The 23216-nt window shown below is 43.5% G+C and carries 24 protein-coding genes and 1 tRNA gene; 2 read left to right on the plus strand and 23 right to left on the minus strand.

Annotated elements, in window-relative coordinates; translation table 11 throughout:
* From LKM37_00005 to LKM37_00020, 4 genes are all read right to left on the minus strand, one after another.
* A partial coding sequence (locus tag LKM37_00005; protein ID MCI1719410.1) for a nucleotide sugar dehydrogenase occupies positions 1–920 on the minus strand: 920 nt, incomplete at its 3' end.
* On the minus strand, positions 865–1341 hold the full coding sequence (locus LKM37_00010) for an NAD(P)-binding domain-containing protein (GenBank protein ID MCI1719411.1): 477 nt from the start codon (positions 1339–1341) through the stop codon (positions 865–867). The genes LKM37_00010 and LKM37_00005, both read right to left, overlap by 56 nt.
* A 282-nt stretch (positions 1342–1623) precedes the next feature.
* Positions 1624–2886 (minus strand): type II toxin-antitoxin system HipA family toxin, encoded by a 1263-nt coding sequence (locus LKM37_00015; protein ID MCI1719412.1) that lies wholly within the window; start codon positions 2884–2886, stop codon positions 1624–1626.
* A 123-nt stretch (positions 2887–3009) separates the two neighbouring features.
* Entirely contained in the window at positions 3010–3327 is a 318-nt protein-coding gene (locus LKM37_00020; protein ID MCI1719413.1) for a helix-turn-helix domain-containing protein, read from the minus strand.
* Positions 3328–4128: 801 nt separating this feature from the next.
* On the opposite strand from LKM37_00020, the gene LKM37_00025 reads away from it, so the two are divergent.
* Entirely contained in the window at positions 4129–5133 is a 1005-nt protein-coding gene (locus tag LKM37_00025) for a DUF6340 family protein (protein ID MCI1719414.1), read from the plus strand.
* Here LKM37_00025 and LKM37_00030 read toward each other — a convergent pair.
* From LKM37_00030 to LKM37_00095, 14 genes are all read right to left on the minus strand, one after another.
* The gene (locus LKM37_00030; protein MCI1719415.1) at positions 5111–6034 is read right to left on the minus strand and encodes a nucleotidyl transferase AbiEii/AbiGii toxin family protein; all 924 of its coding nucleotides are present in this window, start codon (positions 6032–6034) and stop codon (positions 5111–5113) included. The genes LKM37_00025 and LKM37_00030 overlap by 23 nt on opposite strands.
* Complete coding sequence (locus tag LKM37_00035) at positions 6027–6788, minus strand: type IV toxin-antitoxin system AbiEi family antitoxin (GenBank protein ID MCI1719416.1); 762 nt, start codon at positions 6786–6788, stop codon at positions 6027–6029. Before LKM37_00035 ends, LKM37_00030 begins: the two co-directional genes overlap by 8 nt.
* Before the next feature lie 613 nt (positions 6789–7401).
* Complete coding sequence (gene fbp, locus LKM37_00040; protein MCI1719417.1) at positions 7402–8436, minus strand: class 1 fructose-bisphosphatase; 1035 nt, start codon at positions 8434–8436, stop codon at positions 7402–7404.
* A 167-nt stretch (positions 8437–8603) separates the two neighbouring features.
* Complete coding sequence (locus tag LKM37_00045) at positions 8604–9284, minus strand: MIP family channel protein (protein ID MCI1719418.1); 681 nt, start codon at positions 9282–9284, stop codon at positions 8604–8606.
* A gap of 135 nt (positions 9285–9419) precedes the next feature.
* A complete protein-coding gene (locus LKM37_00050; protein ID MCI1719419.1) occupies positions 9420–10082 on the minus strand; it encodes an MgtC/SapB family protein in 663 nt (220 codons plus the stop codon).
* A gap of 105 nt (positions 10083–10187) precedes the next feature.
* On the minus strand, positions 10188–10934 hold the full coding sequence (gene fabG, locus LKM37_00055; GenBank protein ID MCI1719420.1) for a 3-oxoacyl-[acyl-carrier-protein] reductase: 747 nt from the start codon (positions 10932–10934) through the stop codon (positions 10188–10190).
* 47 nt (positions 10935–10981) lie between these two features.
* Positions 10982–11569 (minus strand): hypothetical protein, encoded by a 588-nt coding sequence (locus LKM37_00060; protein MCI1719421.1) that lies wholly within the window; start codon positions 11567–11569, stop codon positions 10982–10984.
* Complete coding sequence (locus tag LKM37_00065) at positions 11538–12368, minus strand: MiaB/RimO family radical SAM methylthiotransferase (protein MCI1719422.1); 831 nt, start codon at positions 12366–12368, stop codon at positions 11538–11540. Before LKM37_00065 ends, LKM37_00060 begins: the two co-directional genes overlap by 32 nt.
* 2 nt (positions 12369–12370) lie before the next feature.
* Complete coding sequence (locus tag LKM37_00070; protein MCI1719423.1) at positions 12371–12928, minus strand: DUF5606 domain-containing protein; 558 nt, start codon at positions 12926–12928, stop codon at positions 12371–12373.
* 160 nt (positions 12929–13088) lie between these two features.
* Positions 13089–13913: a TerB family tellurite resistance protein gene (locus LKM37_00075; GenBank protein ID MCI1719424.1), complete on the minus strand. Its 825-nt coding sequence runs from the start codon at positions 13911–13913 to the stop codon at positions 13089–13091.
* Complete coding sequence (locus LKM37_00080) at positions 13913–14737, minus strand: dephospho-CoA kinase (GenBank protein MCI1719425.1); 825 nt, start codon at positions 14735–14737, stop codon at positions 13913–13915. Before LKM37_00080 ends, LKM37_00075 begins: the two co-directional genes overlap by 1 nt.
* Positions 14738–14832: 95 nt before the next feature.
* Positions 14833–15849, minus strand: coding sequence for a hypothetical protein (locus LKM37_00085; protein ID MCI1719426.1), 1017 nt, complete (start codon positions 15847–15849; stop codon positions 14833–14835).
* Positions 15833–16165, minus strand: coding sequence for a preprotein translocase subunit YajC (yajC, locus tag LKM37_00090; GenBank protein MCI1719427.1), 333 nt, complete (start codon positions 16163–16165; stop codon positions 15833–15835). Before yajC ends, LKM37_00085 begins: the two co-directional genes overlap by 17 nt.
* Before the next feature lie 85 nt (positions 16166–16250).
* The gene (locus LKM37_00095) at positions 16251–17327 is read right to left on the minus strand and encodes a transcription antitermination protein NusB (protein MCI1719428.1); all 1077 of its coding nucleotides are present in this window, start codon (positions 17325–17327) and stop codon (positions 16251–16253) included.
* 114 nt (positions 17328–17441) lie between these two features.
* On the opposite strand from LKM37_00095, the gene LKM37_00100 reads away from it, so the two are divergent.
* The gene (locus tag LKM37_00100; GenBank protein ID MCI1719429.1) at positions 17442–17933 is read left to right on the plus strand and encodes a PUR family DNA/RNA-binding protein; all 492 of its coding nucleotides are present in this window, start codon (positions 17442–17444) and stop codon (positions 17931–17933) included.
* Between the two features lie 56 nt (positions 17934–17989).
* On the opposite strand, the gene LKM37_00105 is transcribed toward LKM37_00100, so the two are convergent.
* The 5 genes from LKM37_00105 to LKM37_00125 all read right to left on the minus strand — a co-directional run bounded on the left by LKM37_00105 (position 17990) and on the right by LKM37_00125 (position 23194).
* Positions 17990–18060 (minus strand) — tRNA-Cys (locus LKM37_00105).
* 119 nt (positions 18061–18179) lie between these two features.
* Positions 18180–19448: a class I SAM-dependent rRNA methyltransferase gene (locus LKM37_00110; protein MCI1719430.1), complete on the minus strand. Its 1269-nt coding sequence runs from the start codon at positions 19446–19448 to the stop codon at positions 18180–18182.
* A 119-nt stretch (positions 19449–19567) separates the two neighbouring features.
* A complete protein-coding gene (locus LKM37_00115) occupies positions 19568–20197 on the minus strand; it encodes a 3'-5' exonuclease domain-containing protein 2 (GenBank protein ID MCI1719431.1) in 630 nt (209 codons plus the stop codon).
* Between the two features lie 69 nt (positions 20198–20266).
* Positions 20267–21832, minus strand: a complete 1566-nt coding sequence (locus tag LKM37_00120; GenBank protein MCI1719432.1) for a hypothetical protein — start codon at positions 21830–21832, stop codon at positions 20267–20269.
* A 96-nt stretch (positions 21833–21928) separates the two neighbouring features.
* A complete protein-coding gene (locus LKM37_00125) occupies positions 21929–23194 on the minus strand; it encodes an AIR synthase-related protein (protein ID MCI1719433.1) in 1266 nt (421 codons plus the stop codon).
* Positions 23195–23216 lie beyond the last annotated feature (22 nt).

Below are 23216 nucleotides of genomic sequence, written 5' to 3' on the forward strand. Positions count from 1 at the left end.
CCTCTCGCCTTCAACCCCTTCATCACATTCTTAGTATCAAAAATCACCTTCGCATTTTTCTGCACAAACTCATAATCAACCTTGGTATGAGCTGTCGTGATAACAACCAAATCCGCCCCTTTAATCAGCTGCGCAGTCAAAGCTTTCTCCCCTTTCTTGGCATTTCCTTTATGCTTATACTCAGGAACATACGGATCATAATACACAACCTTGGAACCCACCTTCTCAAACTCCTCAATCACTCTAATAGCGGGACTCTCACGATAGTCATCTATGTCCTGTTTGTAAGCAACGCCCAGCACAAGAACCTTTGCACCATTAAGCGCCTTCTTAAATCTGTTAAGAATAGCACCGGCACGTTCAACGCAATACTCTGGCATCCTGTCATTTATCATCATAGAAGACTCAATCATAGAGGTATGGAAACCATACTCGCGCGCCTTCCAGCTCAGATAATAAGGGTCCAGCGGAATGCAATGGCCGCCAAGACCCGGGCCCGGATAAAACGGCGTAAAGCCAAATGGCTTAGTCTTAGCCGCTTCAATAACTTCCCAAAGATTAATATTCATCTTGTGGCAAAGCATTGCCATCTCATTAATCAAACCAATGTTGATATTCCTGTAAGTATTCTCCAAAATCTTATCCATCTCAGCGACAGCCGGACTGCTGACGCGATAAACCTTCCCCTCCAGAACTGCCTCATACATAGCAGCTATCACCTCCTGCGCATCTTGCCCGATTGCCCCTACTACCTTTGGAGTATTCTTTGTTTTATAAATTAAATTACCCGGGTCAACACGCTCCGGCGAGAATCCCAGGTAAAAATCTTTTCCGCACTTTAATCCGCTCTGTTCCAAAATTGGCTTAAGCAACTCCTCTGTTGTACCGGGATAAGTTGTTGATTCCAAGACAACCATCATGTTTGGATGAATGTACTTTGGCGATAGACTCAGTTGATGACTTAACATAACTAATGTCCGGCTGCTGGTGGTCATCCAAAGGTGTTGGAACACAGATAGCTACAAAGTCCACATCTTTAATGAAAGAGAAATCTTCCGTAGCTTTTAAACGGCCTTCCTTCACAAGTTTCTTAAGGTCAGCGTTTACCACGTCTCCAATGTAGTTATGTCCTGCATTGACCATGTCAACTTTGGACTTCTGCATATCAAAGCCAATGGTCTTGAACCCCGCTTTAGCCTTCTCAACGGCCAGCGGCAGTCCAACGTAGCCGAGGCCTACGACGCCAGCTACAATTTTACGCTCTGCAATTTTTTTCAGAAGCAGTTGCTTCATGCTTGAACTGACCAGAAATTTTCTTCTGTGCACCAGAACTTTTTTCATAGAACTAGAAACCTTTTCTCTCCCCTCTTCCCCTCCGGGCAAATCAAAAGCCTGCCGTAATCTGTCGCGAAAAAAACAGATACAGCCCCATAATCACCAGAACTGCCTGCGCTCCTTAAACAGTAGCAACAGACAACCCTTTGCCAAGCGTACAAATATACAAAAACGATTAAAAAAATCCGCAGATAAATCATCCAAAGTTACCAACAATTTGCCGAGTGCAACTCCTTAGCACTGACAATAAAGCATATAAACCGCATTTGGTTTTTCCTATGGGTATTTTTACTTAGGCAATCTGCCGTCAAATATGGAAGCAAACCTATCTATATCCCTTTTAGGAATTCCAAGGCGGGATGCAAGCACACGCCAAGTCTTAACTGCAGCAACAACCTCTGAAATTATCCGTGCGGCATCATCCCTGGTAATCATATAATCTTCACATGCGTCAGATAAAACTTTAAGATCAGACTTGCTTGAATCTTTGGATATTAGAAGACTCTGATATTCATACATTGATGGGTTTAAGTCATAAGCCGGAGAAAGAGTCCACCCTTTTGGAGTAAGTAAAAAACCATGATTTCTGAAATGGTCATCACTATTTCCAATACAAATATTGAACGCAACACGGCGGTAAAGTTCTTCTAGATTATAGTTTACATTTGTACAACCTTGCAAAATAAAACCCACAATATCCAGGTAACCATGTCCGTTTGAAGCATTGTCCCCATCTTTAAGCCCAAGGAGCGATAATGCAGACGCAAAATGAATACGCCTTCCGTTTTTAGCCCTGTCAAAGCGCCTGGATACTATGGTGTGATATGTGCCAGATGTAGAAGAGATTACCCTTGTGGAAGCAGCATTGATTCCGGCTTTAACGGCCAGTAAATGAGAGAAATGCTCCCACAAAGCAACATCATAATTATCTTTACGGGATGGGAATTTTGCGATGAATAAGTTATGATTATGATCTGTGACGCTTGCTTTTGGCCGGGCGCCACCCAATGATGAACCAGGATGCCAAAGCTGAATAATCCACTTCTTGTCCGGCAATTTATTATCTTCCTCACTTTTCTCAATTTCTTCTGATGCCATCATAAGCTCTTGAATATCAGATAATGGAGGAACAGTCAGTTTATTGTCTGAATTGATAAATTCCCCGTCCGGACTCTCTTTAAATCGGAAACCTCCCATCCTTGAGAAATCATCTATGCCAAGCAAATAATCAAAAGAAGAGAGCTGGCGAACAGGGCGCTTCTCATCTGCTGCAGCAATTTGCTCTCTGCGGTCCAACAACGTACGGCCCCACCTATCTGGCAAAGCATCTGAAAAGCATCCAAAAATATCTTTGCCGGGCTGAGTGAACTGAAGTCCCGGATAATTATTTAAATCATCAGATAAAAAAACACTAGCATATTTTTTTAGCCAATCTTTACTAAAAATAAAGCTGTAACTATTTGAACCGCGGACAGTTTCACAGTTAAGTTCACCTACGAGCTCAATTGCTTTGAGCCAGTCAAAATCTGCGTATACATATAATTTTTTCATAAGTTGCGTTGGTTATTTGTGCGTTGGTTTGTTGGTTGCGTTGTTGGTTGCGTTGTTGGTTGCGTTGTTGGTTGCGCTGTTGTTGCGTTGTTGATTGCGTTGTTGATTGCGTTGTTGGTTGCGCTACTTTTTTGAGGCTCTTTCACGCCTCTTCATATTTAAGTCCTGCAGCGCTTTGCCTAGCACATCATCTTTTGCAAGCAACAAAATGTCATCATCCAACTGCAATGCAAACAGCACCCTCAAATAAATACCAATAGAAACTGTCGGGAGTCCTCTCTCTACTCTAGAAACAGTTAAGACAGAGCAAGTTGCACGTTCTGCCACCTGCGCGATGCTTAAATTTCTGCGGAGGCGGGCCAATCTTATTTGCTCTCCTACAATTTGCATTTTACGCTCCAGTTTTAGAGGCAATCTTGTGCCAATTGTGTTTTTTGCCATAGCATTAACATATCATATAATATGCAAATATAAAGATTTTTCTTTATTTTATGATATGTTACGCTGACACAGCCCACTGCGCGTGCTGATGAACCGGTGCTGCCGTTGCTGAGCCGCTGCTTGAATGCTGCTGATTGCTGTTGATTGCTGCTTGAATGCCACTTGAATGCCACTGATTGCTGTTGATTGCTGTTGATTGCTGCTTAAATGCCACTGATTGCTGTTGATTGCTGTTGATTGCTGTTGATTGCTGCTTGACAGCAACTAGCCCTGCAACATGCTGATTTACAATGCGCCCCTAAAAGTCTCTTCCATACGATTGAGATTTTTGGGGGAAGTTTGATTATCAGACAGTTACAGGCATAGTTGTTCTTTACATGCAGAGCATTCCGCCAGAAGCTGCATGTTAGCTCTGCTCACATGCAGAGCATTCCGCCACAAAGCGGCGTAATGCCTTGTGTATTACGCGGCAGGAGCCGCGAGGAGGCACTGGCGCTTCGCGCCAGGCTCCGCGGTCGCAGGCGGGAAGGTAAGAGCGATGCAAGGGGGGAGTGCGGCCTGCGGCCGCTCCGCTTGTAATGAATCCGGGTTACTTGAGGACTTTTTCATAATCTTATGATTTGCAAATAATTGTAAAACAACTAGTATTGAATGCCAACATTATTAAAAAAATTAAAACATTAATAATCAACATATTACAAAAAAATCCTCAAGTAGCATTCTGTGTAATGAATCTGTGATGAATCTAAGTAGTATTGCGGGCATAAAAATTGTTAACTTTGAGTGATAAATTTTTTGCTTATGAGAAGGTTATGCATTTTGGTTTCTGCTGTGATGGCTGCAGGACTGACGGTGGTTGGGTGTGCGCCGCAAGCGATGTTTTTTAATGTGGATGTTAAGGATGCTAGTTCTTATAACCTTGATCCTCAGGACCGTAAGGTATCAGTGGTGGCGTTGGTGGATGTGCAGTCCAATGACAAGAGTGCCGGGAATATGGATGCTGTTGCAGGGAGCAAAATGGTTAACAAGCTGGACAGCACAGGGATAGCAAATGTTGCCGTGGGTGTGGCGGCTCAGTATGAGACCGGACAGGGACTGGATAGTGCGAGCGTTATGGTGTACACGGTGCCAAAGAACGAGTTCCGCGGTTTTCCAAGTTATTTTAACAAAGGAGTGAAAGGACCTGATAAAGACTATATTGGACAACTAATGGTTAAGAGCTCCAGCCCAATTCTAATTTTTGTAGACAATCTTAAATTTTTCAACTATACAGAGAGACCTACCGCACTGGGCGACGGATCTCCTTTAGGCCTGACAGTGGAATTGCCTTATTATGTAGAGCTTAACGCATACGATGCAATGGCCGATTCATTACTGTTCCGCAAAGCGGTAAAAGACACCGTTGCCATATACATGGTGAACGGCGCAGAGGAGGGCAGGAGCATTTCCGAGACGCTGGCGGACAAGCTGCCGGATATTGCGGAGAAGATTGGGGAACGGCTTGGTACTGAGCTTTCTACAAAGTGGACTACGGAGGAGTGGATGCTGATTAATTACTCAGATAATTCTACATGGAACTCCGCGTACTTATTGGCACGCTCATTTAAGTGGAGCGAGGCTATTGCCAAATGGATGCCGCTTACGGAGGAAACAAATCCGCAAAAGGCTTCATTTGCAGCGTTTAACATAGCGGTTGCGTGTGAGATGATGGAGGAGCGTTCTCTGGCGCGCGAGTGGATTGATTTTGCGCTGGGGAAGTATAAGTTCCAGGAGGCGGTAGATTTTAAGGGGTATTTGAATAAATAGCAGGGAAAAAAATTCTAATTAATTTTTCAACATTTTCATCTAGTTTCTCAGGATTGTTTTTTTGCAATATCCTGAGATTTTGTAATTTCCACTGAACGGAAGGGTAAGGAATTAAGTCTTTATATGGAGATTTGTCCCATTCTGGAGTGGCATTTTCAAATTTTATAAGGAATTTTTTGTCTTCATCATTCATAAGATTATTAATCCCTTTTATTAAGTCTTTTCTAGCCAGTTCATAATCTGAGTATTTGAATGGTTCATCGGTCATACCGGCAAATTGATTAATCATTGCTTGTTTCTGATCAATTAATTTTGGAGCAAAAGTTTCATATAAAGGTCTGTCACTTCCTAGAAGACAAAACATAAATCCTAATTTAGCCTCTTGCAAACTGATGGACATACGACTTATATCAAACAAGTCCCTAGGATGCTGTCTGGAAAGAGCGGCAGCAATTTTTCCGCCATATAGTTGTGTAATTGGAACGATGTTAGTTTCCATATATAAGCCGAAGATTTTCTGAGCTTTAGGACATAGCGGGATTCTCTTCACATCTCCCCCTACAATACCTCTTTTTGTTTTGTTGACTTCTATCTTAACATACCTATCGTGATAAAAACAAATAATCTTACAAACATCAAGATGCACGACAATATTAACGTTTGGGATAGAACGTTTTATTCCTTCAGATATTTTTTTGAGGCTTTCTTTAATATTTTCCAAACTTTCATTTCTGCCTTCCAATGGTATATAAGTCAAATCAATATCTACGGAATAGCGCGGCATGTCATTCACAAATAGATTAATCGCTGTACCTCCATGAACGGCAAAACAATGCTCTTTATCTATTACAGGTAAAATGCGCAACAACAACTCTAGTCTATCTTTGAATATACTATTCATACGTCGCTAACTCCTTTGGAATAACAATCTTATATTTTGCATTCATGACTCCTCCGTTTGCAAAGCTCCTTGGACCACTTCCAAAGTCTACTCCGTTTAAATGCAAATCACTATACCATTGATGATTAGCCTTTTCAGCCATATATAAAAAAAGACGTTTAACTTTTACAGACGTACAATTGTGCAACAATTTATCAACGAGGTGAGGCCTCAAAGTGTTTAACATTTCCATTACGTAATAGATATCCATTAGTGAGAAATATTCCGGAGCTAAATGCAAACATTCCATAAAAGCTCTTTCAGGAGAAGAAATTGGCAAGGAAAAATCTCCAATATTTCTTTTTACAATACCTATGTCCCCAAAAATATCCGATGTAAAATGGTGCATTGTCATATCCCACTCATTGTTAAAAAACCATTTGGGCAATTTATGATTGTGAGATGAAAAAATATAACATTGCGGTTTCCCCATAGCTACATAATGTGAAAATCCCATGATATCAAGGGCGGACGATGCTCCAACATGATACTTAATATTTGACTGATTACAATAGGATGCAAGGGAGGAATAAAGGGTAGGAGTATCACCAACAAATTTATATATGCCATGTGATAATCGTTCTATCCAGCCAGAACGAACATAATCTGTTTGTTCCTTTGTAGATATCCCTTTTCTAACTAACCAAGCTGATAGGAATATCGATCCTTTAGGAGATACTTGTCTTATTAAGTTTATTTTTGTTGTCATAAACATAGTTTTTCACCGCAAATATAATAATTTTTGAAGTAACAGTAGTCAATCATGTCTATTTGGATTCAGCGAACAATTATATGTAACCAAATCGTCAATCCTATGCCAAATAGTAAAATCTTTTTGCATAAGAGTAAAAAGTTTGGGGTGCCGGAACAATTTGACGGAATGGAGGCAAGATTGCATGCTTGCTCTGCTCGCATGCAGAGCATTCCGCCACAAAGCGGCGTAATGCCTTGTGTATTACGCGGCTACCGCCGCGAGGAGGCACTGGCGCTACGCGCCAGGCTACGCGGCCGCAGGCAGGAATGGGTGTGAGATGCGGTGTGGTGCAAAGCCTGCGGCCGCTCCGCTTTTGATGGTTACACCGGTTGTGGCACAACTTTGCAAAACGTGCACATTTAAAGCTAATTGCAAAAGCGCGCTAAGCCATTTACCGACTAGCGTCTTTCTGTAAATATCTGAAAATCAATTGTTTTTTCAAAGTTGTGCCACAACCTATTTTTTCCAATATCACTACAAGTAATATCCCCACAAAAAAATAACAGGCAATTCTTGCCTGTTATTTTTTTCCTATTTTTTACTTCCTTATTTTTTCCTTGTTGTTGTTTCAACGTTAAACGGTTTTGAAAAACTTGAGGAAGTCTATTACCTTTTTGACCATCAGCGGGGAGCCGGTGTATAGGGCGACGCGCTGGTGGATGGATTCTGGCTGGATGTCTAGTACGCGCTGTGGTTCACCGGTTTCTGAGACTCCGCAGATTGCCATTCCGCCGCATTGTTCTGCGATGAAGGATACCGGGTTGCATTCGTACAGCAGGCGCAGTTTGCCGGTTGGATGGGCGCTGGTTTCCGGGTAGATGAAGATTCCGCCTTTTAGCATATTTCTGTGGAAGTCAGCTACTAGGGAGCCGATGTATCTTGATGTGTACGGCCTGTTGCTCTTCTTGTCGTCTTCCTGGCAATACTTAATATACTTCTTAACACCTGTCGGGAAATTAATATAATTCCCCTCATTTATTGAGTAAATCTTCCCTGTCTTTGGAATTTTGATATCGTGGTTGGACAGGCAGAATTCGCCGATGGAAGGGTCTAGCGTGAAGCCGTTTACGCCGCGGCCTGCCGTGTAGACCATCATGGTTGAGGAGCCGTAAATGATATAGCCCGCAGCTACCATGTTTTTGCCCGGCTGCAGAAAATCTTCAGGAGTGGCTTTTGTGCCGGCCTTGCTGACTCTCTTGTAAATAGAGAATATGGTCCCGACAGATACGTTTACGTCTATGTTTGACGACCCGTCCAGAGGGTCCATGCAGAAGACGTACTTGCCATCCTTGCTGAGGCCCTTGTCAAATGTGATTAAGTCCTGATTCTCCTCCGTGACCACGCCGCAGCATTCGCCGCTGGCCTGCAATTCATCCAGAAAAGTTTCATTAGCGTAGATGTCCAGCTTCTGCTGCTGCTCGCCCTGAACATTCTCAGAACCAGCCTTTCCAAGGATATCTACCAGGCCCGCCTTGTTAACCTCACGGTTAACCTTCTTGGCCGCAATACCAACGTGATGAAGCAACCTTGAGAAATTGCCCGTAGCCCCAGCCACCTCACGCTGTTGCTCAATAATAAACTGATTAAGTGCAGTAACCTTATTACTCATATGATAATCTTGATTTTACATTAATAATAATATAAAGATAATGAATTTTTTGAGATAAAAAAATGACGCCGTCATATCCAATATAACGTTGTCATAACCAATAACACGCCGTCATATTGGATATGACGACGTGTTAACCGATATTACGGCGAGCAATTTATTACAAATTACTTGGTGTCTTCTTTTCCGATTATTGCCCAAACGGCAGCGGATAAACATGCGCCGGCAAAAGGAGCTACGATGAACAACCAAAGTTGCTGAAGGGCCTGGCCGCCTTGGAAAATTGCGGGTCCGATACTTCTTGCAGGGTTGACTGATGTGCCGGTGATTGGAATTAGGACAACGTGGCAAAGCACTAGTGTTAAGCCAATTGCAAGTCCAGCAAGAGAAGGATTACCCTTTTTGCTGTCGGTGACAGCAAGCACAACAAGAACAAAAATAAATGTCGCGACAGTCTCTGCAATGAACGCAGTTGACGTCATACATTTGTATGCATTTGCGCCAGTTGTGGTGGCCATTGTTTCAGGCTCCGCGCTAAAGCCCTGAACCATAGCATATAAGATAGCAGAACCAACTATCGCACCTATAACCTGAGACAACATGTAAAGCAAACCCTCGCCCGCTTTCATTCTGCCGCTCAACATAACTCCCAGAGTAATAGCAGGATTGATATGACATCCGGAAACCGGTCCAATGGCATAAACCATTGCGACAACAGAAAGTCCAAATGCAAACGCAACTGTCAAAACCTGTGCAGTAGTTCCGCAACCGCCGTTAAACACGGCACAGCCGCAACCCATCAATACAAGTACCATTGTACCGATAGCTTCTGATAAATACTTTTTCATGATAAATTAACTTTAAGTTATTTCAAAGGTACAAAAAAAATGACGCCGTGATAACCGGTATCACGGCGTATTACCCAAAAGTACGACGTAATAACCAATATTACGTCGTCATATCCAATATTACGGCGTGCAAAATTATTCAAGTCTGTGGACGGTGACGTCTTTGAAGTCCTGTAGCTGTTTGAAGAGTTCGCCTTCATCGATGTCTTTTTTTAGTTTGATGACTTCTGTGACGGTGTAGCCTTTGGATGTTTCTGACATTTCGTAGGAGGTTACGCGGTAGTTGTCTGTGGAGAAGTAGTCTGCTAGTTTGTCCAGGGTGGCCTTGTCGCCTACGGTGAATTCTATTAGGACGCTGCGGACGCCGATGCCTTTGAAGACTCTTCTAAATACTTCTAGTCCAATGAGTACTAAGATTGTGCAGGTGATGCTCATGAAGTACATTCCGGCTCCTACGGCAAGGCCTATGCCGGCGGTTGCCCAGATTCCGGCTGCTGTTGTGAGTCCGCGGACTATTTGTTTTTGGAAGATAATTGTACCTGCACCAATGAAACCGATGCCGGTGACTACTTGGGCGGCAATTCGGCTGGGGTCCAGTCTGATGGTGCCTTCTACCAGATGGTCATCAAAGCCGTATTTGGAAACAATCATCATTAATGCACTGCCAAGGCATACAAGGAAGTGCGTGCGGTAACCCGCCTCTTTTGCGCGGTATTCTCTCTCAAGACCAACCGCCGCGCCAAGCAAACCCGCTACCAAAAGTCGCAGCAGGTATTCATACATTACACTGTCTATCATATTATTACTTGTTAATTTTTTGCGTCAAGAAACCACCCGGCTGCCAGAGGCAATCGGTTGGTAAATTTATATTGTTAAAAAAACTGTCGGGAACTAAAAAAAAAATTACATCTGCATGCCGCCGCAAACAGAGATGACTTGTCCGGAAACATATGAGGATAAGTCACTTGCAAGGAACAGGCAAACATTTGCAATATCCTCCGGAGTACCGCCACGGCGCAAAGGAATTTTCTTGCACCACTCTTGCTTTACCTCGTCCGGAAGTTTTGCCGTCATATCTGTGATGATGAATCCGGGCGCTACTGCATTGGCTCTAACTCCCCTGCTGCCAAGCTCTTGCGCAATTGACTTTGCAAGACCTATCAAGCCCGCCTTTGAAGCTGAGTAGTTGCACTGCCCTGCATTTCCGTGAACGCCAACAACAGAGCTCATGTTAATAATTGAGCCGCTGCGCTGTTTCATCATAACCGGAGTGCACGCGTGTATAAAATTGTACGCAGATTTAAGGTTAACAGTAAGGACTGCATCCCACTGAGCCTCAGACATTCTAACCATCAGACCATCCTTAGTAATGCCTGCGTTGTTAACTAAAATATCAATCTTTCCAAACTCTTTTACAACCTGGTCAACGGCCGCGTGAGCCTGCTGGAAATCAGCAGCGTTGGATGGAATGGCCAAAGCCTTAACACCAAGAGCTTCAATCTCTTTCTTAGTCTCCTCACCTATCTGGTCAATAACTAAATCAGTAAAAGCAATATTGGCACCTTCTGATGCAAATCTCATAGCAACAGCTTTTCCAATGCCTCTTGCAGCGCCCGTAATGAGAGCTACTTTTCCTTCAAGTAATTTCATGATATTTAATAATTTATAAAATTCTTTTATCCCGACAGATTATGAACTTAAACAAACTCCGCGGTCAAATCGTATTCACCTGCCGCCGTGATTTTCACATCCGCAAATTTACCAATAAATTGCTGCGGTTCAAAACTTGTTACGTTTTGCAATGTTCCATTTGGCGCTGAAGCATGCCCTGAACTCTTTTTGCCGGCAAGAGTTGTGGGCATTTGTGTTGCATCAGCTTTTATAATAATCTCCCCGTCAACCTCCGGGCTCTCCCTTTGGCTGCGCGCCAAAAAGAAACCGTCTTTATAACTGTCAATCAGCACTTTCTCAACGCCACCCACTCTCTTCTGATTATTTTCTTTTGAAATTTTGCTCTGCAGCTCCATCAGCTTTTTATAACGTGCGTCCTTAACTCTCTGAGGAATAGAGTCTTTATAATGCAAAGCATCATAAGTATTCTCCTCGCAAGAGTAAGTGAACGCCCCCATCATCTCAAATCTGTTGCGCTTGATGAAAGCCATAAGTTCCTTAAACTCAGCCTCTCCCTCACCGGGATGTCCAACAATCAGAGTGGTGCGCAGCGCAACTCCCGGAACTTTTTCCCTGATTTTATCAATGATTTTCTGAGTCCCTCGCGGCGTCAATTCCCCTGCGCATCATCTTCAAAACTTTGGTAGAACTGTGCTGCAGCGGAATATCCAGATATTTGCAAACCTTTGGATTGCTGTTCATTATACGCAGCACATCCTCCGGAAATCCCGACGGGTATGAGTAGTGAATCCTTATCCACTCAATCCCCTTAATCTTGCTCAGCCTTTCAATCAGCTCCCCAAGCTTGCGCTTTTTGTACAGGTCCATTCCATAATAGGTAGTGTCCTGCGCAATCAGAATCAGCTCCTTAACTCCCTGTGCAGCAAGCCTTTTAGCCTCCTCAACCAGTTTTGGCATCGCGACAGATTTGTGCTTCCCTTTGATTAGCGGTATTGCGCAATAAGAGCAATGCCTGTTGCAACCCTCTGATATCTGGAGATATGCGTAGTGTTGCGGGGTTGTAAGGAATCGGCCGGTATCTGTCGGGAGTACATTAAGATACTTCAAAATTGCCTCCCACTCATTGGTGCCGAAAAATGCATCAGCCTCAGGAATGCTGTCCGTCAGCTCTTTACGATAACGCTCAGAGAGACAGCCGCAGACAATCACCTTCTTTGCGTGACCGCGCTTCTTAGCCTCAACGGCCTTAAGAATCTCATTAATAGACTCTTGCTTTGCACTCTCAATAAAACCGCAGGTATTAATAATAATCGCATCTGGCTTAGACACAGCATATTCCGTCTCCTCCGGCACAATCTCCACCCCGCCGTTGCTCAAATTGTACAGCAGCTTCTCAGAATACACGCGGTTCTTTGAACAGCCCAAACTAATCAGCTGAATCCTGCGCACCACAACTAGGCAATAACCTTTCGAGGAACATTGCTCTTTGCAGGAGCAGCAGCCTTGGAAGCACCCTTGGCGCCCTTGCCCTGCTTTGCCTCAGCGCTCTTTGCAGAAGACTTCTTGGACTCGCCGGCACCAGCCTTAGCAGCCTTGCTCTCAGCCTCTTCCTTCTCCGCAGCCTCAAAATCCAATGAAGCAAATTTCTTTAGCGCATTGTACCACTCAACAACCTTCTTCATGTGAGAAACATAGAAGCGGTCTGCATCATACTCAGGAAACGCTTTGTCAAAAAATGCCTTAAGCACCTTAGGATCAGACTTTCCTGCAGGAGCCTCTTTATCCGCAAGCTCCTTCTTCATCTTCTCAAAAACTGCCTGAAGCTTAACTTCATCATCCTTTGTAAAGATGGAAATATCTGATAATGCGCTCATTTTGGCATCCGGGCCGGCGCACATACGTTTCTTTGTAATCATAGACTCCAGGATAACACCGCGAGTTGCTTTTGCAACGTAGGTGAACAGTCCCTGCTCTCCGCTGATAGAGAAAACTTTACTTAAATCTGTTTTCATATACTTTACTTTAAAATATTATTCAAAACTGCAAGCCGCCAAACAAAAAGCAACCTCAGAGTTCACAGCTCCAAAGATAACACTTTCAGAGCAAATTTAAACGGCCAACCAAGTTAACTAAACCGTCGTGACAAGCCAAGCTAATTAAATGCACTCATTCCTAATTGATTCCCCGCTCACGCTTAATCTGGTCATACGCCCCCACAATCATCTTGAACTTCTCCTCCGCCGCCTTCTTCACGTCCTCACCAAGATTCTCAACCTTATCGGGATGAAACTTAAGAGCCATCTTTTTAAACGCGCTCTTCACTTGCTCATCCGTTGCAGTATGCTCAATTTCAAGCACTTTATAAGGGTCATAAGCCGGCGCATACATCTCCAAAATAGAATCAGCATCCTTCTTAAGTATCCCCAAAAATGTCGCGATATTTCTTAGAAGCGCTATCTCCGGCTGAGATACGCATCCGTCCGCCTGTGCTATACCTACCAAATAATGAAACAGTTGCAGGCGCTGCGCAGGAGCCATGTAAACTTTCACCTGGCCGCAAATTTCCGGTACGTTAATTTCCTTATGCAGCAACTCCTTGATAATGTGCAGAGACTGAGGTATTGCCGCCTCGCCAAAATTATTGCGGATAAAATCCTTCACATAATCCAGCTCAGACCTCATCACCTTTCCGTCCGCCTTCATCACGGAAGTAGAAAGCACCAGCAATGATACCATAAAGCTATTGCGCTGCTGCTCAGGGTCAAAGGAGTTCCTAATAGTTCTGTAGCTCTCCCCATTATAATCCCGATAGTTTCCGTCTCCGCCGCCATAGTTTCCTCCGCCGTAACCTGTTCCATCATCACCGTCGCCGATGCCTCTGGCACTGCGGTTTACAGCGCCGTCAAGTGCGCTGCCCAGCAAAAAGCCCAGCACTCCGCCAAGCGGTCCAAACGCCGCCCAGCCTATTGCTCCCGCTATCCATTTTCCTAATCCCATTATCCTACCACTTTATTGTACACGTTTTCTACCTGCGGCAAAAGCGCCGCCTTATTATCTGACACAATCACAAAGTCCGCCATGGCCTCCCTTTGCTCATCTGTCCACTGATTATTTATGCGCGCTTGTATCTCCAAATCTGTGCCACCATCGCGCAGCCTTATTCTCTCAACTCTCACTTCCAGCGGAGAAGAGACCGTCAGCACCTTCTCTGCAACTGCCAGCACATCAGGATTTTCCAAGATGATTGCAGATTCAAAAATCACAAAAGGCGGAGTGCTTGCAACATTATTATCTGACTGTATACGAGTTGCAAGGTTGTGAGAGCTACTATCTGACTGTATGCAAGTTGCAAGGTTTGCAGAGTTGCGCGTTGCATCTTCAAATTGAGATTTCCATTTGGTAAAATCCTTAATCACAGCAGGATATACAAGCTCCTTCAATTTTTTCATCAGCGACGGATTTCCAAATATTTTTGCCGCCATTGCACGTCTATTGATGCGGGCAGTACCTGCGCCAATGCCGGCAACAGCCCCAGTGCCAGCAGCAACAGCATCAGCAGCAATGCCAGCCTCAGTGCCAGCAGTATCAGCATCAGCAGCAATGCCAGCCTCACTGCCAGCAGCAACACCAACCTCATTTCCGCCCGTAAGTATCTCTTTCCCCAGCAAATCCACAAGCGCTCCGCGGAGCTGCGTATCTTCATCATACAGCGCTTTTGTTCTTGAGTCAGAGTCATATACGGGCACACCCATAGCGGAGAAAATCCTGCAGATGTAAGATTTTCCGCTGCCAATTCCTCCCGTACATGCTAATGTTATCATTTCAATATCAAGATGTTACTAGTATTACTCACTTCTCTGAAATCCCTTCACTTGCTTACTTGCTTACTTGCCCGCTTGCTCACTTGCTCACTTGCTCACTTCTTTGATGTTTGCTGCGGAGCATTACCAAGTATTGCCGCAACAAAACCGGGAACAATTCTCACGCTATATACCCCGTCGGGAACTTTATTAAGCAAAACTTTTGCCCTGCCTGACAAGGAGCCTACTATTTGATTGTAGTCTGCGGTGAGGATAAAATCCGCCGCATCATATTGTACTTTCTTGTTATAATCTTCTCTGTATATTACAGTTGCAATGTTAGGGCTAAGTATCAGCTGCATGTCTGCAGGAACATTTTCCGAGTAGATTGGGACGGTGATTGTGTTCTCAAAATATCTCCCCGCATCCTGATAATAATAAACTTCCTCCGAGGAAAACACAACGCCCTTAATCTTCTTTAAATCAATCACTCCCTGCAACGGCTCCTTCAAATTTCTCCCTTTGATTTCCTTGGTCTCCACGGAATCAATTGTGGCCAAAACTTTCTCTTCTCCGTAAAGTGTAACTGAATCTGGCTTAAGCTGGATTTTTCCAAAAGGCATATATTGCTCTTTGTAACTTATTAACGTAGTGGCAGATACAGGAACTTTTTTAGTGGAAGTATGAGGAAAAGTAAAGAAAAGCGTGTCGGCGACAACGCCCTGAAAATCTATCTCATTTTTTACAGCTCCTCTTATTTGATCGGAGATATCCTCTGCAAGTACGTAGAATTCATCCTCTTTCCCCTTGACTCCGCTGACATGCATCATGAGTCCGGGTTCAACTGCAATGTTGATTGTATTTTTATTGCGCTTTGTAAAGTACTGGTGCTTAAAGATATAAAAGCCCGACGCAGTACCTCTGACAACTGCCGCATTTTCAGAGACAGCGGAGTAAACTCTGTTGGGCAGCGCCGTATGAATAGAAATTTTGTAATGGAAGAAAGTTGTGTAAGTATCTGACAATTTGAACAATCCTCCAAGCACTAAAGCTAAAAGAAGGGAGATGATTAGAACCAGCCAATCGCCTCCCCACTTCTTAAGTCTGCTATGTAATTTATTTTTGAGGGACATCTGTTGCAACGTCCTTAACTATAGAGCTTTTATCAACTCTAAGCTTAACGTTATCGTCAACAATAATAACAATGTAACGGTCCTTAATTTCATCAACCGTACCGTAAATTCCGCCGACAGTAACAACTTTATCGCCCTTCTTCAACTCGCTGCGGAACTTTGCAAGCTCCTTTTGCTTTTTCTGTTGCGGACGAATCATCAAAAGATACATCACAACAAAAATAGCAAGCATCATCAGCAGAAAACTCCAAGTGCCACCGCCACCTGCCTGTGGTTTTGCAGCGGCAGCCTGCATTAAAGAAAATAACATGTTCATATCTCTTATAATTTATTGATTATCTTTTTATTCGCGATAGTTATTTTTGCAAATATACTTATTTTAAATTCAAAACTCCAAGCCGCTAGTCTAAACTACCTACAAGTCCCCTGCCAGCTTTTTTAATCTTCCCCTCTTTTTGCAGTTTTTGCAGCACTCTGTCCAGCAACCCGTTAACAAAGACTTTGCTCTTGGGCGTGCTGTAATATTTGGAAATTTCCACGTACTCGTTAATTGTAACCTTCAGCGGAATAGTCTCAAAATTAACTGCTTCCGCAATTCCCATAACTATGAGCGCAAGGTCTGTGGAGACAACTCTTTCAACATCCCACTTAGATAAAAATGATTGCGCAAGCTCCGTGTACTCATCATAATTAATCATGCAAACGCGCAGCAACTTCTTTGCAAACTCCTCATCATCAGCCTTTAAGAAAACATCAGGAATTGTAACCTTTCCAGCCTTTGCAATATTTTTCAAATCTTTAAGAATTGCAAGCAGCACATAACCTAAATCATCACACCACAAGCTGCACATCTCCTCCAGCATATCATTCACATTATCAGAATCTTCCAGCTCAGCTCTATAAATGCTTTCAAACAATTTTACAGACTCCTTCAAAGTTCCGCCCGCAGGTGCAACAACACTCTTGCTCCCGACAGCCTGCTGCTCCAGTTTTACAGATGCCTGCTGCTCAGAGCTATTAGATGTCTGCTTCCCTGGTCCTTCAGATGCCTGCTGCTCAGAGTCTTTAGCACTTTCGCCTGTCATGAATTTTTTGAAATATTCCTTGCCGCACATGCTGTTGAAAATACTGCGGACTGTCAAAAACTTTGTGTCCCAGGAGATTCCATGATTGGAGCAGAATTTCAGAAAGTCTTTATCATTAGCAATCAGCTCTGATAGTTTATTCTGCGAGAACTTGTAGCTGGGGTTCATCTCCTGCTCCGTAGGATGAAATTTTTGCAAACCTGCATCTATCTTTTCCTGAGCCATTTTTGCAAGTTCAACTGGCAGCAGCAGCATAAGGCAATAAAGCTCCCTCGTTTTCTCGCATGCCGTAAGCAGCTCATTCTCTGCAGTTTTAAGGTCATAAGAACCTATCGAGACCTTACTAAATAATTCCTTAAAAACTTTTATCCTTATTAACCTGCGACTTATCATTTGTAACCCTCCGATAATTTTTGCTTTTCTGCCCTCAAATATTTTACAAATATAGGTTATTGCCGTGGAAAAAAAGTTTATATTTGTGTAATAATTTTAAATTTTGAAGGATTTATGTACCAAGAGGATTTTGATAACGCGGGAGCACAGGAGCGCAACGGCGATGACATTTACTCAAAGCCTGTAAGAGCAGGGAAGAGAACTTACTTCTTTGATGTTAAGGCAACTAAGAACAATGATTACTATCTGACAATCACAGAGAGCAAGCGAAAGGTTGATAAAGACGGACACTTCTCTTATGATAAACATAAAATTTTCTTGTATAAGGAAGATTTTGAGAAGTTTGCGGATGGTCTTGACGAGGTTGTAAAATACATAAAAGAGAAATGCCCTGTAACTGAGAGAACTTATACAGATCACGACAGTTATGCAGAGGGCGGTGAGCATGCGGCAGGCAGCCACAATGCAGCAGACACAGAGAAAATTGAAAAAGCGGAAGCAGCTGCAGCTCAGAACGTTGAAACAAGCGCTGCAAAAGAGCCTGAGGCTCCTAAAGCAGAGGAAAAAGCCAAAGATTTTACAAGCGTAGATTTTGACAAGCTATAAAATCTGATGCGCGAATACAAAAAAATAGCCGGTCAATGACCGGCTATTTTTTTGTGAGGTACCAAGCAGAATCGGACTGCTGTGCGCGGTTTTGCAGACCGCTGCCTAACCACTCGGCCATGGTACCGGAATGGGAGTGCAAAGATATGAAAAAAAAGATAAAACCAAAATGACAGCGTATTACCCAATAATACGTCGTATTATCCAATATTACGCCGTAATAACCGGTAATACAGCGTGCAAAGATTATTCAACGTAAAGGACAAGTCCCTTTAGATAATCTCCTTCCGGATGGTAAATGTTGACGGGATGGTCTGCCGGCTGCTCAAGCCTGTATAGGATTCTGACCCTGCGTTTTGCAATGGCTGCTGCAGTAAAGACCGCCAGCGCAAAATCCTCTTTGCTTACTACTTGCGAGCAGCTGAATGTGAAGATTAGTCCTCCGTGTGATACGCGGGTTATTGCGTTGGCATTCAAATTTTTATATGCGCGCAATGCATTCTCTTTTGAGCTGCGGTGTTTTGCAAACGCGGGCGGGTCAACTATCATCAGGTCATATTTGCCCGACTCAGTATTGCGCAAAAACTCCATTGCATCTGCACAAATACAACCTCCTGCATTTTCAAAACCATTGAGTTCCAGATTCTTCTGACACATGTCCACTGCCGGCTGAGAGCTATCAACAGAGTCAACGGAAAGCGCTCCGTTCTTCATTGCATACACGGAGAAACCTCCGGTATAACAGAACAAATTGAGCACTTTGCGCCCCTTGGAATACTTCCCTACCAGCGCGCGGTTCTCCCTCTGGTCCAGAAAGAAACCGGTCTTTTGCCCCTCTACCCAATCAACCACAAATTTATTTCCGTGCTCAAGCACATAAGGGGACGGCTGAGCTTTTTTGTACAAGTACTCATCATGCTCCGCAGAAGGATCAATTTTACCCTGTGCGGTTGCGGTAGAAGAGCTCTTATCATAAATCGCATCAAGCTCATCTCCCTCTTTTTCAAATAGTTTCTTTAGTTGCTCAGCGACAGTTTTTCTTGCCAGATACATTCCGGCGGAGTGCGCCTGGATAACTGCCATTTTGTTGTAAATATCTATGATTAAGCCGGGTAGAAAGTCTCCCTCCCCGTGAACAAGACGATAACAATTTGTAATGTCAGCAGAACAATTTGCAGCATTTGCAGCGTTTGCGGCAGTTGCAACGTTTGCAGCATTTGAATTATCTTGCATTGCACTAATACCTAGACGTTTACGCATATCGTAGGCTTTCTCCAGCGCCCCAAACCAAAAAGCATCATCAATCGTGACCTGCTTAAAACTTAAAATGCGCACAGCAATTGAGCCGTTCTGGTAATGGCCAGTTCCAAGAAACTCATCCTTAGCGGAATAGACATTCACAAGGCATCCGTCAACCGGATGTCCAAGAATATTTCTAATTGCTCCGGAAAATACCCACGGGTGGAACCTCTTGAGCGAATTGTCTTTACCGGGGTACAGTATCACTTTTGGTATTGGCGCAGCAGTACTATTTTGCTGCGGCACAGCAGTACTATTTTGCTGCGGCACAGCAGTACCATTTGAGATTTGACTATCTGACATTTTAAAAGAAATTTTTCAGCAAATAATTAATACTACTTTTTTTCACCAGAATTATTACCCTGTGCACCAGGATGTTCTGACTTATAGAGCTTTAAAGCCTCATACATTTCTCTGCAGACCCACGCATCAATAGCTGCGTAACGGAGCTGAGCATCAGAAAGTTTGGAGCTTTCCCAATTTGAAAGCTGCTGAGATTTGGAGACTTTTCTCCCCAAAATTATGGCAGCCATTTTGCGAACGCTCTTTTCCTCTATCCCAAAATTCTCAGCAATACTCTGCAAATCAACAAATCCCAAAGGCTGGAATTTAAAGTACTCCTGCAATCCCTTGATATCATCTCTTACCGCGGCACCAATCTTAAGTATTTTTTGATTGGATAATATATCCGCAAGCTCCTTAGGAACACCAAGTTGCTGAAGCCTAAAAATGAATGCCCTGTCGTGACCTGCAAGCTGCAAAATTGCCATCTTATTACGCGGCACATGAGGAATAAAGCAAGGCTTAGTCTCTGTGTCAAAGCCAATTACCTGCTGCGCGCCCAAGTATGAAATTGCATCATCATACAGAGCATTCCTGCTCTCTACAACAGTAATGCTGCCGCTGAACTCAATGGCCTGCAGTTTCTCAATCTGCTCTGTCTTAATGATATGCAAAAATCCCATAAATAAATGCGTTATCCTAAAAAATATCCTTAGGCTGAAACGTACCTGCTAATCAGCAAGGTATGAGTATTAGCAGCCGTTAGCTTTTACAACTTTCTTGGTTCCAACCGGTTTAGCTCCGGCAGGTTTTGCATCAGCAGATTCAGGTTCCAAAATCTTAACAATCTGCTCATAGCAATGAGGCACAAGTTTTTGAATTCTCTCCAGATTCTCCTTCTTTATGTTGGTTCTGGAGAACGGCACAAATACCGTTGTAATATCCTCTGTTCCAGGGTTTCTTCCAAACTTAAAGTCATAAGAAAGACCACCTTCTTTATCCAAATTCTCCGGTTTTACCAAATAATATGGAACTGAAATGAAGGCCTGGAGTTTACCTCCGCGGGCACGCAAAGCCAGCTGCTTGTCTTGTCTCAAAGTCTGGTAACACTCAATGGCTGTGAATATTGCAGGATCAATAAATGTAAAGTCAGGGGAAATCAAGTGCGCGTAAATTGGCTGACCGTTAACCTTATAGTTGCGCAACTCGTTGATAGTCTCTTTTAAAGTATCAAGCAAGAAAGGATAGTGTGTGCAACCCAAAATAACGCTCTTCAAAGGAGCCTGCTTCTTGCTGCGGGCAAGTTTATCAAACAAAGAAACCAAATGGAAACGTGCGTAGTTTGCGGCCGAATTCAGCTGAAATTCAACATATTTGCCACCTTCTTTCTTGTAAAGAACATGATTGTTTGAAAAATCAAAATGATAAACAGAAAGCAATCTCTCTTTGATATCATCAGGAGCAGTACCCATCTTTGGACCTCTGTAAGTTGCGCGAGGCTCTGTTAATGAAGGGTCTACAAAGTCCGGCTCCAAATCAACGCTCTCAGCAAAACCTGCACCTGGCTGATTTACAACCTCTATATAATTTTTATAGTGCTTAGCTTTTGCAACCTCTTTAATCGTACGCGCGTAAGCGTTTGAAGATATGGTACCTACGGTTGCCATAACTCCTACTGAAAGAGAATCCTTATCTTTAACTTTATCCAGTTCAGAGAACAATGCGTTAACTCCGGCATTGATTACGCCGATAACTTTAACACCTGTTTTTGAAAGTTCCAGAAGATGCTGAATATCTTTAAGACCATACGCAGTTGCTGTGTTGCAGGCAATTACGATAATCTTTACAGGCTTCTTCTCTCCCTTTGGATTTTTTTCTATGTTGCTTGTGTAATATTTATTGCCAAGCATAAAGAGCGCATCCTTAACCGCAAGCTCTCTCAAATAATCATCCTTTCCCTCTGAAGAATAATTTCCATAAGGCATATTAGCCTGGTCTCCAAGGTATTCAAAGTCCTCTCCGGCAAAATCAGGAATGCCGTCCGGTTTAAGGGCACCGGTAATATTATTCATATTATCAGCCTTAAGCATAACTTCCAGAACAGTTAAACCGCCTGTACCTGAATCAAATACACCAATAGGAAGTGAATCCCTCTGGCTTGGATATGCTCCAAAATTTGCAAAAAAGATACTGGAAGAATCGTTCAGCGCCTTTTTCATGATAGGCGTAACTTCCACAGAGGCAGCCTGTTTCTTTTGTCCGCAGCCGACCATTGCCAGCGCAGCCATTGCCAAAAACAGATAACCAAATTTTTTCATAAGTAACATATTTAAGCGGGATTATTTTTTAATCCCGACAGTTTATAAAATTCAAAACTGCAATTTAGCTACTGTAAAAGCTAAATTTTTGCAGACTTATCTATAGCTGTAAGTTCCGTGCTCTCCCTCTATAACAACTTCAGCTCCAAGTGATTTACCTTTCATAGCGCTCTTGCTTCCGCCGGCCGCGCTCATCTTTTCTACGTGACCAATCACCTGCGCTTTAACCTTGTACTTGCCCGCAATATCAATGATGCCCTGCGCAATAGCCTCAGGCACATAGAATTCCATGCGGTGCCCCATGTTGAACACTTTGTACATTTCCCTCCATTCAGTTCCGCTTTCATGCTGAATTGTTCTGAACAAAACGGGAACAGGGAAAAGATTATCCTTTACAACTCTCAAATTATCAATAAAATGCAGCACTTTAGTTTGTGCCCCGCCGGTGCAGTGAATCATCCCGTCAACTTTTCCGCGATACTTATCCAGCACCTCTTTTACTATCGGCGCATAAGTGCGGGTTGGGGAAAGAACCAGCTTTCCGTAAGTCAGCCCAGTCTCCGGCTCAATCTCCGTAAGCTTCTTAGAACCACTGTAAATCAGAGCTTTTGGAACTTGAGGGTCAAAAGTTTCAGGATATTTCTTAGCAAGATATTTTGCAAAAACATCATGGCGCGCAGAGGTTAATCCGTTGCTTCCCATCCCTCCGTTATACTCCTTTTCATAGCTGGCCTTTCCGTCAGAAGCCAGAGCAACAATTACATCGCCCGCTTTAATACGCGCATTATCAATGACATCCTTGCGTTTTATTTTTGCATAAACCGTACTGTCCACTATAACCGTACGCACCAAATCCCCAACGTCAGCCGTTTCACCGCCTGTCGGGATTAAATGCACGCCAAACTTTTCCATCTGCTTGCCAAACTTCTCAGCGCCTGATATTAAGCGGCTTATAACCTCACCCGGTATCAGATTTTTATTTCTCCCGATAGTTGACGATATGTAGATATTGTCCGTAATTCCCACACACAGAAGGTCATCCGTATTCATGACAATTGCATCCTGCGCAATTCCGTCCCACACGCTCATATCTCCCGTCTCCTTCCAGTAAGCATAAGCCAATGAAGACTTGGTGCCCGCTCCGTCCGCATGCATCAGCACGCAGAAATCATCCGTGCGCGCCTTGCCGGATGCAACTTTGCCTGCAGAAGCTCTGCTTTTTGATGGCATAGCCTCAGGAACAAGCTTGCAGAACGCCTTGGGAAACAATCCTTTATCAATGTGTTTGATAGCGTTGTGCACATCCTCCTTGCCGGAAGATACTCCGCGCAACATATATCTGTCTTTGCTTGCTGCCTTCATATTAGCTCCTAAAGATTGACAT

The sequence above is a fragment of the Bacteroidales bacterium genome (assembly GCA_022647615.1).
Lineage (GTDB): Bacteria > Bacteroidota > Bacteroidia > Bacteroidales > UBA932 > Egerieousia.

Coding starts and splice junctions, on each gene's coding strand:
- LKM37_00010 (MCI1719411.1), bottom strand. CDS start 1,341: ATGAAAAAAGTTCTGGTGCACAGAAGAAAATTTCTGGTCAGTTCAAGC.
- LKM37_00015 (MCI1719412.1), bottom strand. CDS start 2,886: ATGAAAAAATTATATGTATACGCAGATTTTGACTGGCTCAAAGCAATT.
- LKM37_00020 (MCI1719413.1), bottom strand. CDS start 3,327: ATGGCAAAAAACACAATTGGCACAAGATTGCCTCTAAAACTGGAGCGT.
- LKM37_00025 (MCI1719414.1), top strand. CDS start 4,129: ATGAGAAGGTTATGCATTTTGGTTTCTGCTGTGATGGCTGCAGGACTG.
- LKM37_00030 (MCI1719415.1), bottom strand. CDS start 6,034: ATGAATAGTATATTCAAAGATAGACTAGAGTTGTTGTTGCGCATTTTA.
- LKM37_00035 (MCI1719416.1), bottom strand. CDS start 6,788: ATGTTTATGACAACAAAAATAAACTTAATAAGACAAGTATCTCCTAAA.
- fbp (MCI1719417.1), bottom strand. CDS start 8,436: ATGAGTAATAAGGTTACTGCACTTAATCAGTTTATTATTGAGCAACAG.
- LKM37_00045 (MCI1719418.1), bottom strand. CDS start 9,284: ATGAAAAAGTATTTATCAGAAGCTATCGGTACAATGGTACTTGTATTG.
- LKM37_00050 (MCI1719419.1), bottom strand. CDS start 10,082: ATGATAGACAGTGTAATGTATGAATACCTGCTGCGACTTTTGGTAGCG.
- fabG (MCI1719420.1), bottom strand. CDS start 10,934: ATGAAATTACTTGAAGGAAAAGTAGCTCTCATTACGGGCGCTGCAAGA.
- LKM37_00070 (MCI1719423.1), bottom strand. CDS start 12,928: ATGAAAACAGATTTAAGTAAAGTTTTCTCTATCAGCGGAGAGCAGGGA.
- LKM37_00075 (MCI1719424.1), bottom strand. CDS start 13,913: ATGGGATTAGGAAAATGGATAGCGGGAGCAATAGGCTGGGCGGCGTTT.
- LKM37_00080 (MCI1719425.1), bottom strand. CDS start 14,737: ATGATAACATTAGCATGTACGGGAGGAATTGGCAGCGGAAAATCTTAC.
- LKM37_00085 (MCI1719426.1), bottom strand. CDS start 15,849: ATGTCCCTCAAAAATAAATTACATAGCAGACTTAAGAAGTGGGGAGGC.
- yajC (MCI1719427.1), bottom strand. CDS start 16,165: ATGAACATGTTATTTTCTTTAATGCAGGCTGCCGCTGCAAAACCACAG.
- LKM37_00095 (MCI1719428.1), bottom strand. CDS start 17,327: ATGATAAGTCGCAGGTTAATAAGGATAAAAGTTTTTAAGGAATTATTT.
- LKM37_00100 (MCI1719429.1), top strand. CDS start 17,442: ATGTACCAAGAGGATTTTGATAACGCGGGAGCACAGGAGCGCAACGGC.
- LKM37_00115 (MCI1719431.1), bottom strand. CDS start 20,197: ATGGGATTTTTGCATATCATTAAGACAGAGCAGATTGAGAAACTGCAG.
- LKM37_00120 (MCI1719432.1), bottom strand. CDS start 21,832: ATGAAAAAATTTGGTTATCTGTTTTTGGCAATGGCTGCGCTGGCAATG.
- LKM37_00125 (MCI1719433.1), bottom strand. CDS start 23,194: ATGAAGGCAGCAAGCAAAGACAGATATATGTTGCGCGGAGTATCTTCC.